Raw genomic sequence first — 12452 nt, forward strand, 5'->3', positions numbered from 1 at the left:
CCTTAGCTTCCTGCTCTGATACTTTTTGTAAACCAGAACTCTCGATTTCCCACTATCAATTCCAGTCAAACTCTACTCGGCAAGTGATCCATTTAACTGCCTAGTCCAGTAAACCCCACTAAAACTGGCTAAACATTGATTATTGTATCAATGAAGTATTTGCGTCTGGTTGCTTTTGTGTAAAGCACTCAGTTTCGATGATTGCTGCAGGGAAAAAAGGTGTGCATAAATATAGGGAAGATACCCTTTATTACGTAAACTCAGAAATTCAGCCTGTGCAAGTTTTCCGAGCCGCTCCTCAGAAATACAAAAGGCGCCCTTAAGTTTATGCTTTGTATTACCTGGCAAGTCGACAAGTATCACTTTCTCTTGAAGCAAACCCAACTTCTGCAGACAACTCACAAATTCCCAATCCTGAAGGCGTCGAGCATGCATGACTTTCAAACGATGCTGCGTTTCTAACAGATATTGGCTGGGTTCCCCTTTGTCATCAAATAAATCAACCCCCTCAGCCCTGCCCTCACCCAAGAGTAACTGTGAGGTATCAACGCACACATATGCACTCGTAAAATCACCCGGTTTATACCTCAGATAAAAAGGATGATTTCGGATTGCAGAGGGAATGTAATCACCCTGCCACTCACCATTCTGCCAAAATAGATTTTGACCTGGTTTAACTCCAAGAAGAGCGCAGCTTTCGAGCCTGCCAGTCTCTTTTGAGGCTGTAAAAATAATAGGGCACGCTCTCGCTAGCGGGTTAAATTCAGCCAGCGAAACTGTGCAAATATGCAGATCATGGCTATGTGAAATATCAGCCTTTAAAACTTGATATTTACGGTGTCTTTTTTTATCTAAAATAACCAGCTTTTTCATATTACACTCCCGACGACTTAAGTCGCATTTTGATGCAACCGGGCACCCAGCATAGAGCTGTAAAGTTCTGGACTCGGCAGAGAGGGACACAGCAAAGTTGTGGGCGCCAAGTGCTGCGATCCTTCACTCCACCACAAACTATACGCAGAGAAATGGTTCTTGCTCACCTGTCCCAATAAGCCAGCGTAGCCCCTTTCTAGGCTCTTCGATTGGCTGGTCGATACAATAAAATCACCCTGTGTCGGTGGTAGGGAAATTATTCCTGCTCTATCCGGGGGAGCACTGAATGCCTCACATAGTTGGTCCGCATGTAACATATTCTGCAAAGCCGTAATGGCTAGCTCTGACAGATTTTGGAACCAATTCTTGGCATCTGACATAAAAGCAAATGCATCGATTACTGGAGACAATGGTGCCGCGAATGTCAGAGGGAAATAGCGTCCAACACTATCTACACTCGGAACCAGAATTCCAGCCCAGGCATGATTATCAATAATGCCTTTACCATGAACAAACCGCCATACCGGGCTGGTCAGGTAGTAATCCAGCCATTCTTGCCCAACGAGTTCACGGGAACCAAAAACTGAACGCTGCAACCAGCCATCCCAAACAGAAACAAAACTGCCAGGTAATTGGCGCTGAACGAAATCACCATGTCCCGGCAATTTACCGAAAATACCTACTGTATTATGCAACCTACTCACTCCGCTTAAAGGGTCTCAGGACATCGGTAGCCGCGTAGTAAACTGCGATCAAATGGATTATTCACATTAGATGCGATCAATTTAAACTGGGCTCTGCGACCCTCTTCAGTAAAAGTAACAAAATGCTCAGCATTACTTCTACCTGCCTCAAGATCCGAACTGGCCAACAAGCGGTACCAGGCCCAATCACCTTCAAAGTGCTTACGATGTACCGTTTCATTCAAATCTTCAAAAATGATACGTACCCGATTACTTTCACCGCCACGCCAAGTTAACTTTTTAGCCGTTTTTGGCCCATGGGAATAAGGCACCCGTTGCTCCCCAAGCTCCAGTTCAAAGAGACGCACACTGGAATCCAGCTTTGTAGGCTCAATACGGAATGTGTAAGAGGCAGCTCCACCAGTACTAAAGAATGTTTTACGAATACGCTCAGCTCGCCTCAACTGTGAAAGGGCTTCACGGGAAAGGTGGATGCCTTGCCCTTCCACATATTTTATTTTCCAGTTTCTGGTATCTACGAATGGCTTCAGGAACTGATCAACAAATTTTTCTTCAATGCCCCCGGGCTTAAAATACTGATTAAATTCCATAACCGGTACTTCTTGCTCGCGATCACTACGCAGTGGATAGCGATTGGCAAGACTGTTGCTGTAACTGTAGTAAACCTCCTCACGCCACATCCGATTAATATGGGCCTTGGTTTTGGCCATAACCAATCCCCAGGTACTATCTGCAATATCTGTCAGCCACTGATCGAAGGGTGCCGGTGCATTTGCAGCCTTAACTCTCAGCTGTTTAATCGCGTCACTGCCGCCGGCAAAACGCGCTGTGGCACGAGCAAAAGCTGCTTGGTTTGAATCTGGCGCACTATCAATCTCAGTCAAGTATTCCTGAATCTTATTGATTGTGACCAGATACTCTTGGATACGAGCAGGTCTGCCCTTTTCGCTTTGGGTGATGCGTTGAATCTCTTCAAACCTCACATCCACTATGTTGGGCTTATAACGGTCCTGCAAAGCACCCGCAGCGCTACCTATTGCCACACGCCCCAACTGGCGAGTAGTGCTGGATACTGGCAGTGGCACTCCCGAAGCATCTACGGGCACTTCAGGGCGCAACGTCAGCCGCGTATTATCCGAAGTGATCTCTGTTATCGCGAGCAATGGCGAATAAATAGGGTCCGATAATTTCGATAACGTTTCCAACGCCTGGGAAGTACTACTGAATTTCTGAATTTTGAACCCACCGAGAAAGCCCTGCCAGCGCTGCAAGTATTCTCCCAGATAAATTCGCTTCACTTCCTCTCCCAATTTTTCCCTATCGGCCTCGGTAAAGTCCTCACCACTGAGATCGCCGCCGTAAATCCAACGCTCTTCAGCCATACTCGTCATCAGCTGCGAGTCAGCACCAAAGTCCTGGTCTTTATACCCAGATTTTGTGTAAAGAAAAGGGATACTAAAGCGTGAGTTATTGGCTCCCATACCAAAAACCTGCTGTGTATCTCCACCAATCTCCTGATAGAGATCAACAGACGTCTGCCCAAAATCACTATTTTGTAGCTGGGCAAATAGACGCTGTGGAACCGGTATACGGCGCAATTGCTGACGTGCACGGGCTACCACTCTGTCATTTTCCTGGATAGTACTTGGCAGTGCTTGAGTAAACAGCTGGTCCAGATGAAAACGCAGGTTTTCTTGTTGCTGGGCTTCGCCTGGTAGTTGTCGTTCCCAACGTGCGATGTAATAGTCCTCGATCGTCTTGAGATCAAGCTTATCCGTATTAAAGAACATCAAGTAGGTTTTAAGTGTGCTCACCAGCCCCGGGTCGTTGCTGCCAAGTCGACTTAAATCACTTTCAATGTCACGCAACAAGGCTGGAAGGAAAACACCTTCAAGTTTATACCGATACAGATCATTTGCTGCGCTATCAATCCTGCTATCGTATAGGCCCAAATTGCCAATCCATGGGTGCTCTTCACGATCGTACACTGCGCTGGCAGTCTTGAGCGGTTCAAGCATTTTTAATGCATTGATTGAGGTGATACTTTTTCCTTTCAGCTCACCTTCGGCACCCTCATAAGCGGCAAGGTTGTCCCTCACCTCACTCATGGATGATTTATTTTGTGCAAGGCTGCCACTCCACAAGAAAATAGCGCCGACAAAAGCCGTTGTCAGTGATGCAAAAACACCCCGCCTTAGCCACAAGTTTGCCGACTCTATCCTTCTATTCACCCCTACAAGTTCAGCTTCGGGAAAAATGACATCCATCAAAAGCCGATGTAAGAAAAAGCTCTTGCCGACTCCCTGGAATTTTTGTCCCGCGCTGCGTTCCAGTCCAAAATCCGCAGTAACGGACGACATCATACGATCAACCGGGCTCCCTTCCTGGGTTCCACTGGTAAAGTAGACTCCCCTGACCATGGGCACAGTTTCATAGCGATTCGGACTAAAAGTCTGCTTTACGAAATCAGTGAGTATGTCTGTAAGGCTCTCCATACGGGCAGGAAAACCTTGCAAAAGTGCACGTTTTTCTACATTGCGTTCATGGTGGACACGCCACAATACTCGCTGATTTAAACGCTCTACGAGCTGTTCAAACTCCGCTTTAAAATTATCGAGAGGGGCCCCATGGGTGGCATTCGCTTCGCGGGGGAAACTCATTCCCCAGACCTGCTCACGCTCCGCTTGAGATAGGTTATCGAAAAATTCAGTGAAACCCGCAACGAGATCACACTTGGTAAAAGTCAGGTAAATAGGGAAACGAATACCCAATTCCTGCTGTAATTCATTCACGCGCTGGCGAATGATTTTAGCTTGATGCTGGCGCTGCTCTTCAGTTTGCACCATCAAATCCTGCAAACTTATGGCAACGAGGGCACCATTGATTGGGCGTCGACGACGGTATCGTTTAAGCAAACTCAGAAAAGCTTTCCAAGCACTGTTATCGTAAATCCGATGGCTATCTTGAGTCGTATAGCGTCCGGCGGTATCGATCAAAACGGCATCATTGGTAAACCACCAATCACAATTCCTAGTGCCGCCAACACCCCCGAGTGCTTCTTTCCCGTGACTCTGAGCCAAGGGAAACTTCAACCCCGAATTGACCAGTGCTGTAGTTTTACCACAACCGGGGGGGCCGATAATGATGTACCAGGGAAGCTGATAAAGGGACACTTTACCTTTATCAGATTTAAATCGCGCGTTGCGCAGCACATCCATCGCCTCGCGAAAACGCCCAGCCAGAGCGCCCAGCTCTTCGCGGGAATGCTCTTCATCCGGATCGGCTGAATCCTCCGCTTGAGACTCTTCAATACCCTTGATCAGAGCTTGATTTTGACGCCGTTCAACCAGCCACTGGCTTATATTCCAGACCAGCCAAATAGCAAAAACAAAAACTATGATGGTTGTACGAACCGAATAGGAAAGTGTGGCGTTATCGCTGCCAAACTTGATGTAATCCGCCCCGAACCAAATAAGAAGGGACAAGGCTGATAGCCCTATGAGCCCCAGCACCCACTTGTTGGTAAAAAAATTGCGCAAGCGTTTCATGAATTGCTCCATCTTCCAGGCACTCAGCTGTACCCCGGATCAGTATCAGCCCAGTGCTACCCTTCCCCTTGCGGAGACTCACTATCACTTTTGGACAAATCTAGAATTCGGTCTGCAACCGGTGTTGTGGTCTCATACAGCCACCAGCGATAACCACTATAGGTTGCAACCAGCAACCCCAGTACGACACTCATAATGACCCATAAAGGGATGTAATGAATCAGCCCGGACTTGCGCTCTACACAACCTTGCCAGCGCGGCGACAAATCCCTGTCCATCGGTTGCTTGTGCTGTTCTATAGTTCGGTAAAGCTCATCCCGGATCTGCTCTATCTGCTCATGTCCGCGCTGTACAAGCCGATACTTGCCCTGAAAACCAAGACTCAAGCACAGGTAAAACAGCTCTAACAGTTCCAGGTGCGTGGAGGGGGTTTCCAGCATTCGCTGCAGAATGACAAAGCACTTCTCCCCTCCAAATGTTTCTTTGTGAAACAGGCTGAGCAAAGAGTGCTGACTCCAGCCACTCGCTGTACCCCAAGGTGTGGTTAAAACCACTTCATCCACTACGGTGCACAGTAAATAACGGGCGGTAAGAACCGATTCAGGCGTTAGCGCAAGCTGCTTTGCTTCGCGCTCAAAGCCCTGTATCTCTTTGGTAAGCCGTTTGTGCAGATCTGGCACATTGGTATGATTCATCGTTGTGCGTAATTTGATAATTACACCCAACAACTTGGAAGCAGCAGAGACCAGTGGGTTCAAGCTATTGCGAATTTGAACCTCTACAGGCGCGTCTTGGTTGGCAAAAAACTGCGGCTGAGACTGAGGCGCAGCTGCCGGAGCGGCTGCGCCCGGCGTGGGTATCAATACTGTTCTGTCGCCAGCACTGGGAGCTCGCGGTGGCGTAAAGCTCTCATTACTCATATCAATTATTCCTTATGGCCCAGAGTTCCATGGTCAGCCCTGGAAATTCTGCGCCAAGATGTACTGCAAAGCCACCCGAGCGGGTCATTGCTTGCCACAACTCACCACTTCGCTCAATTTCAAAGTAAGCAAACCCTGCGTGGTAGGGAATCTGTCGTGGAGCCACCGGTAGCGGGCGCAGCGATAACCCAGCTAACTGGGCGGAGATTAACTCCCGAATAGCCTCCACAGGAGCCACTTTTGCCTGACTTGGGAAGCGGCTGCGGAGCAGATCTCCAGGCATATCTGCCTTTACGGCCATAACAAAACTGGCCGACTTTAATAGAGAGGGATCTGTAACTGGCGCGACAAAAATACCAAATTTGCGCTGTACCAACTCCATCGCAATCGCCGTTTGCTCCAGAACGGTGGAGAGCGACTGTCGCAGCCCAGAAAACAGACCGGCGAAACTTAGCTGAAGATTTTCATGCGAATAATTTGGAATTTCTGGGGGGCGCTTGGACTGTGAGGTAAAAGTCGACAATTCACCGACCAATTGAAGTAATTCAAGAAACAAACTGTGTGGGTGTAAACGCGGTTGCGCCGTGATCTGTTTTAACAGTGGCTCGAAACGGTTGATTACCTGCAGCAGTAAATAATCGGCGATCTCTGCCGAGCCGCTTCTTCCGCTATCGCTAAGACGATGACCCAAGGCCGAACCACGATGGTCCAATAAACCTTTGACCTCTTCGATATATGCGTTGATCACAGACGACGTCTCAGCATTCAGGAGCGGAGGGATATAATCTGTATCCAGCTCAACGGGCTTTTCCGGCAGCCGCTCTTTGATTCGGGTAACACCAATCGCCGCATAACCACTCAAATCATCGCTTTCCAACTTAAGGCAGACTCTCAGCTTTCCTACCTGTATACGGGCGGATTCACCGGACGATGCGGCACTATTTCGCGCATCAAAGTTTGAAGCTTGGTAACGCGCCTGGGGAAAGTCTTCCTGATCCCGAATTGATTCCTGGCTTCCGGGGCGCTTCATTGGTACACACAGGTAAACTACTTCATCGCGAGCATTAACTGGAACATCCAATACATCCGGCAAGTGCTCATTTTCGGGAGCAAGAATCGGGGTGCCATCAGGGAAAATAGCTTTTACCCTTGAGAGGGATATTTTTCCCATTGAAAGCGGTTCACTATCAATAGCCAACTCCACTACGCCCCAAGTATAGGGCCCGAGAGAAGCAGTACGCGCTTCGACAAGCTGTTCGAGATAGCGATCCTGCTGCTGGAAATGTTGAGGGCGTAAAAACATACCCTCACTCCAGACCACTTTATTGTTTGCCGACATAAATGTTCCTTAAAAAGCTCGCGTAACATTTCCCAGGCACGAATCGCCCAGGTCCGAGCAGAGTGCTCTGCTCTACTGAGACTGCTGCATATCAGGGAGCGTTTTTTTCATTTTTTCATAATCTTCTTTGGAGATGGTGACGGTATCTCCATCAGAGCTATCACGCTGCGAGAGATTGGATAGCTTTTCTGGACGACGCTTGGCAATCTCATCGGGGGTACCGATTCTGATGTCCGCAAGCGATATTTGATATTCGTTTTTCTTGTGATCCATAATTGGCAGGACTATTAACGCCTCTGCATCTTGATACTGAACAAATTCAGCCAAAAGACCGATATATTTCACATCCGGTGTCAACGCCAGCTCTTCAATCCGCTGTTCTCCTGGAGCAAATTCCTTGAGGATGACAGTATCAATCAAGTCTTTTCCGAGTCGGGATTGGGCATTCTCATAGAGATTTAGAAAATCTTCCCGAGCAAACTGACGCTCATCCGCAAGCATAAAGACCCGAACGACCACCGGCGACGCACGGCCATCATCATCTGGATTCACATTGTTCCGAGTATCCACTACCAGCTCCACAGTGGTATTCAAATTCAAAGTACGCCTAGTGGTCTGACATCCGACAACAGTAAGTGCCAAAACTCCAATTAGACCGATCTGAAATAGTTTTTTAATCGACACAACCAACTCCCTCTTTTTCGTCAACTTGTTAATTTTTAATGCTTCGTGCATTTTTCAATTCTGATAATTGATTTTCATAAGTTACTGCGAACTCATCGCCAAATAATTTACGATAACAGCTATCGGGGTCTCCCATCAGGTCTTTATACATCATGGTGAAACCTTCCCATTTTTTTGCATTTTTATTGCCAAAAACTCCAGAAGTATTCCCTAACCTTCTCTCAATATTATCCGGGCTGAAAAATTTCAGCATTGCGTTATAGCCTGCACGCATACCCGCCAATACGGCAACTTGATGATCGGACAAATCATCAAAACTATCCTTGACCGCCTCTGACGGGTTCATAAATGCGCCGGTTCCCGCAAACATTGCCTCCAGTGCATCCCGTTCGGTAGCGCTAAACTTGAGCGGGTTATTGGCCTCTGTCTGAATCATCGTTCGCTGCACGCGTAACTCATTTTTTATACTATTTCTAGCCCGTAAAAGATCAATCAAGCGGGCAGTGGTCTCCCGTACAATTTCCGCTGCCTGCTGGTCCGCCTGCTGTAACTGTGTGGGGCTCATATTTAATCCCAGTGTCGCGGCAAAAACGCTGGCACCCACAGAGGCGACTGGCTGGCCTTGGCGTTGTGGAGGCACCTGCCCTTGTTGCGGTATCACTGGGGCCTGTTGTGGGGTCGCGGGAATCTGTTGCTGTTGCTGTTGCTGTTGCTGTTGCTGTTGCAGATGAGAAAAGTTCTGGGCCTGAGAAGCTAAATCTATCGGTGCGGAACCCTGTCCTTGCCCTATATCAAATCCCGGTGCCCCATCGACTTGCTGCCCCTGTATCGCTGCAAAAGAGTCAGCAAAGGGATTATCCTGTGTCGATGGTGGAGTCGGTTGTGGTGTGGAAGAGTACTCTGCGGGTCCCGGCGCTATTGGTTGCGGCTGTAGTTGCGGCTGTAGTTGTGGTTGTGGCGGCACAGCCTGGGGCGGCGGGGTAATCGCAGGTTTTTGCGGCATACCTTGATACTCCGCCATAGGAGCTTGATGAATCGAGGGCTGTGGTATCACTGGTGGCTGTGGCACCGAGACTGTTTCAGCAACCGGCTCTGGCACTCGCTGTGGGGTAACCTGCATCGAATGGCGATCAGCCGGTACGTGGTCCTCTCCACTCCCATCCTTCCACCATTCATCTTCAGACCACTGATTAGCGCTCTGCTGTAGACCCGCAGAACCTACCAAGCCTCCCAGTGATGCACCTTCAGAGGCTCCACCGCCCATGTTGGGCTGTTCAAAGGCAGCGAGAGGATCCAGTGGCTCAGACTCTGACGCGAGTAAACCGCCACTGTTGGGCGAGCCTTGACTGTTCGCTCCGACATAGCCCCACTCGCCAGTTTGAGAAACCTCTGCAGCAGGTGCCCCGGATCCAGGCTCAAGCCAACTATCCAGTTCTTTTGCTTCCGCCTGGCTTTGCATTTTCGCCATAGCACTGGAACTAAAAGTTGTGCGATCGGAAGTATCCAGGAAATCAGCACTATCCAGCCCCTTAGGCAAATCGCTTCCCGCTTTGGGCTGGCGCAAGGCTACTTTTAGCCGATATTCGCCAAGAACTATAATATCACCCTCTTTCAAAGGGACCTGGTTACCTTTCCCCAGCGGGCTTTCCGAGTCATTGTAATAAGTACCATTGGTACTTGTATCGATCAAAAAATACTGACTTTCTACAAAAGCAATCTGCGCATGCTTTGAGGACACCACTCGATCAGGATCTGGCAATACCCAGTAGTTATCGGCAGAGCGCCCCAAACTTCCGCCTGCTTTTGTAAACAGTTTCGTATGCTTGAGCATATTGGCGCCGGATGGGTCGGCCAATACAGATAAAATTAGATCCATTTATTCCTGGCTCACTATATAGTGGTTTGTTCGCAGCCTTCAGGTAATTTTTTACTTGCCGCAGTCGGCACAAGCTCTCCGAGATTCTCGCTAAAATTTGAAGCAGTCATCGCTGAGATACTCAAAGTATTCAGCTCCAAGGGCCTTTGAGAGTACCACCCTCCAGAGAAATTAATTTGGGAAGGACCACCTGATCACGCCCTTGCACGGAGCGCAGGGTACTAATTCCAGCCCGTATAAACTTCGCTGCGGCCCTATCAGTCAGCAGGGCTTCTGCGCAAGGCGTTAACCATTCACCATGGGGCAGTTTACGTAAGTGCAAAGGCAGGTTTTCATAACGCGCCGCCTCAGGCAGGTTTAACTTTCCACTTTGTGAAAATTCCTGGCAGAGCGTCAGCGCCAACAAATAAACACTATTTCCCCACAGATAATATTCGTGGCTCTGCTCAGAAGTTAGCTCTTCGAAATTAAAGTACTCTGTAGTCGAGGCCTCTTTGCCAAAAGGGAGACGCAACATAAATCGGGGAGCAGCTAGGGCAACATGATTACTGGCAGAATATTCCCGAACAGCCTGCCAGCTCGCCTCAAATTGGTCGCTCAGCGGGTAGTACCAATCATCAGGGTCAACGGAGCCCGATAAGTTGGGGCAACCGGCAAGTTTGGTCTCCCCGCCCAGTAAAAGTGCACTTCCTGCAGCCTCGGCAATAGTTGATAGATCTATCAATAAGTGGAGATCGCGCTCCTCATCACTAATAAAGTAATCTCCCACAACCAAGTTGTAGGGGATATTTCCAGAAATGGTTTCACGCTCGACAAGCAATTTAAATACCTGTGATTTCTCCAAATCACTCTCTGCTTGGGCAAAGTCCGCGAGCAACTCCTCTTTACTGACATCAACCAGATACAAATCCAGATTGCCATGCTCTTCAATTCGCCTTAGCAAAAATTGAAAGCTTAACCAGCTGGCCTCCAGCTGGCGAAAATCGCTATGGTGCATCACCTTGCGCATAGCATCAGATGCCGCCTCCGCCAGTGCATCCAGGTATTCGCCTTGACGAGGGTCCTCGCTCTTCTGTACATAGGGGGCGACAATATCTTTGATCAGTTGATCTACCTGGAAGGTATTCTGGCTCTCTTGGGCATGGCGCTCTCGGCCAGCGGCCAGGATCTCATCCAGTATGGACTGCTCACCATAACGACCGGTTCCCTCTGATTGCGAGGCTAACTCTGGCTTCCACTGCTGAATCTCTTCGGCTGCCTGCTGGAATTGATCTGGGTCAAGCAGCCTCTGCTCCAGTTCAATAAATTTTTTAAACAGTGGCAGTCGACTGTAGAGGTAATCCGGGTGCAAATCGTCGAAACAGGGCAGTGCCAGGGGTTGCTCCATAACCGGCAACTGCAAACTGACTCCGAGATCGGCAAAGATACCTTCGAAAGTATCCCGGTTCAGCAGATATACCCGGCGGCTGGAAATCGTGTCAGGCTCACACAGGCGGCGACTTGCTCTACCGCTGAAGTCACCAAGGATCACTACTTTCAACTTATCAGTGCTGAAATCCATAACGGGTTTCTCCTTATTGTTATCGCCGAGAATCTGGTATCCCGTTGAAACGGTGGGCCTGCTCACAATTTTTCACCTGACGACAGGGCTAATATCCCTGTTTTTTGTGTTCTTATTAACACCTAAATTGAACTCATTGCCTTAATCTAGGCGGTTTCATTAGGCTCTTTTTCGATATTATTTGACTTTTTTGGGCGCCCGCGCTTTAACGGCCGCACTCTTTGATTGACAATTTGTTCGATCTTTTCTTTAAAAACATCCCCACCGAGCACATGACCCAGCTTTATCGTTTCAGCGATATAGTCGAGCAACTTTCGATCAAAGCTATATTGGAATAATTTCCGATAGGACTGCGCCCTTTCAAGAACCGCCTCTCCCAGAGACAGATACAAGCGGTGGTCCTTAATCAAATTATCTTTCTTACTGTTTACGTGGTGATGAAAGCTTGACCACTCATAGTCCTCGAGTGAGTCCGCCAACCCCAAATACAGCGGGCGCAGCTCCACGTAGCGATAGCAAGTCAGCAGATAAGCGTCTGAGTCGATCAGACTGGACTTATAACGCCCTCGCCAAATCGTTCCTGAGCGCTTGTAGCGGTGGTTTACAAACTGCACGTAGCGGCGCCCAAGAGATTGCATCATAGATGATATCCCATCCGGGATGGTGGGCGTAGCTATGATCTGGATCATGTTGGGCAACAAAACATATGCGTGAACATCAACGCCATATTGGTCTGACGCGTTACGCAAACTAATCAAATAATATTGGTAATCCTCCTCATCAAAGAAGCACGGCAGATTGTTGTGGCCGACCTGCACAATGTGTTGTGGAACATTTATTAAGTTGAGCCTGGGCAAACGGGGCATTTTGCCTGTGGGTCCTTTTTTAGCGGGCTTGAAGCCTTTTCTATTGAGAGATAAAAGTCTTATTATCGCAAACCAGTGAAA

General features: G+C 48.6%; 9 protein-coding genes. All 9 read right to left on the minus strand.

Translation table 11 applies throughout. The features are described from left to right. Nucleotides 1-147: 147 nt before the first annotated feature. A complete protein-coding gene (locus tag MO867_RS01155; protein ID WP_252464105.1) occupies nt 148-873 on the minus strand; it encodes a SapC family protein in 726 nt (241 codons plus the stop codon). Nucleotides 874-890: 17 nt separating this feature from the next. Then, nucleotides 891-1568 (minus strand): type VI secretion system-associated protein TagF, encoded by a 678-nt coding sequence (gene tagF, locus MO867_RS01160; protein ID WP_252464106.1) that lies wholly within the window; start codon nt 1566-1568, stop codon nt 891-893. Between the two features lie 14 nt (nt 1569-1582). After that, the gene (tssM, locus tag MO867_RS01165; protein ID WP_252464107.1) at nt 1583-5125 is read right to left on the minus strand and encodes a type VI secretion system membrane subunit TssM; all 3543 of its coding nucleotides are present in this window, start codon (nt 5123-5125) and stop codon (nt 1583-1585) included. A gap of 56 nt (nt 5126-5181) precedes the next feature. Next, complete coding sequence (gene icmH, locus MO867_RS01170; protein WP_252464108.1) at nt 5182-6045, minus strand: type IVB secretion system protein IcmH/DotU; 864 nt, start codon at nt 6043-6045, stop codon at nt 5182-5184. A 1-nt stretch (nt 6046) separates the two neighbouring features. Further along, nucleotides 6047-7384 (minus strand): type VI secretion system baseplate subunit TssK, encoded by a 1338-nt coding sequence (gene tssK / locus MO867_RS01175; protein WP_252464109.1) that lies wholly within the window; start codon nt 7382-7384, stop codon nt 6047-6049. 72 nt (nt 7385-7456) lie between these two features. Next, nucleotides 7457-8119 carry a type VI secretion system lipoprotein TssJ gene (tssJ, locus tag MO867_RS01180; protein ID WP_252464110.1) on the minus strand — a complete coding sequence of 221 codons (663 nt, stop codon included), beginning with the start codon at nt 8117-8119 and terminating at the stop codon, nt 7457-7459. Further along, the gene (gene tagH, locus MO867_RS01185; protein ID WP_252464111.1) at nt 8097-9944 is read right to left on the minus strand and encodes a type VI secretion system-associated FHA domain protein TagH; all 1848 of its coding nucleotides are present in this window, start codon (nt 9942-9944) and stop codon (nt 8097-8099) included. The genes tssJ and tagH overlap by 23 nt, the downstream gene beginning before the upstream one ends. Nucleotides 9945-10074: 130 nt before the next feature. Continuing rightward, nucleotides 10075-11571 carry a type VI secretion system contractile sheath domain-containing protein gene (locus tag MO867_RS01190; protein WP_252464112.1) on the minus strand — a complete coding sequence of 499 codons (1497 nt, stop codon included), beginning with the start codon at nt 11569-11571 and terminating at the stop codon, nt 10075-10077. An 80-nt stretch (nt 11572-11651) separates the two neighbouring features. Next, the gene (locus tag MO867_RS01195) at nt 11652-12371 is read right to left on the minus strand and encodes a transposase (RefSeq protein WP_252464113.1); all 720 of its coding nucleotides are present in this window, start codon (nt 12369-12371) and stop codon (nt 11652-11654) included. Nucleotides 12372-12452: the final 81 nt, after the last annotated feature.

The sequence above is a fragment of the Microbulbifer okhotskensis genome (genome assembly GCF_023895975.1).
GTDB classification, from domain to species: Bacteria; Pseudomonadota; Gammaproteobacteria; order Pseudomonadales; family Cellvibrionaceae; genus Microbulbifer; species Microbulbifer okhotskensis.

Coding starts and splice junctions, on each gene's coding strand:
- MO867_RS01155 (WP_252464105.1), bottom strand. CDS start 873: ATGAAAAAGCTGGTTATTTTAGATAAAAAAAGACACCGTAAATATCAA.
- tssM (WP_252464107.1), bottom strand. CDS start 5,125: ATGAAACGCTTGCGCAATTTTTTTACCAACAAGTGGGTGCTGGGGCTC.
- icmH (WP_252464108.1), bottom strand. CDS start 6,045: ATGAGTAATGAGAGCTTTACGCCACCGCGAGCTCCCAGTGCTGGCGAC.
- tssK (WP_252464109.1), bottom strand. CDS start 7,384: ATGTCGGCAAACAATAAAGTGGTCTGGAGTGAGGGTATGTTTTTACGC.
- tssJ (WP_252464110.1), bottom strand. CDS start 8,119: ATGCACGAAGCATTAAAAATTAACAAGTTGACGAAAAAGAGGGAGTTG.
- tagH (WP_252464111.1), bottom strand. CDS start 9,944: ATGGATCTAATTTTATCTGTATTGGCCGACCCATCCGGCGCCAATATG.
- MO867_RS01195 (WP_252464113.1), bottom strand. CDS start 12,371: ATGCCCCGTTTGCCCAGGCTCAACTTAATAAATGTTCCACAACACATT.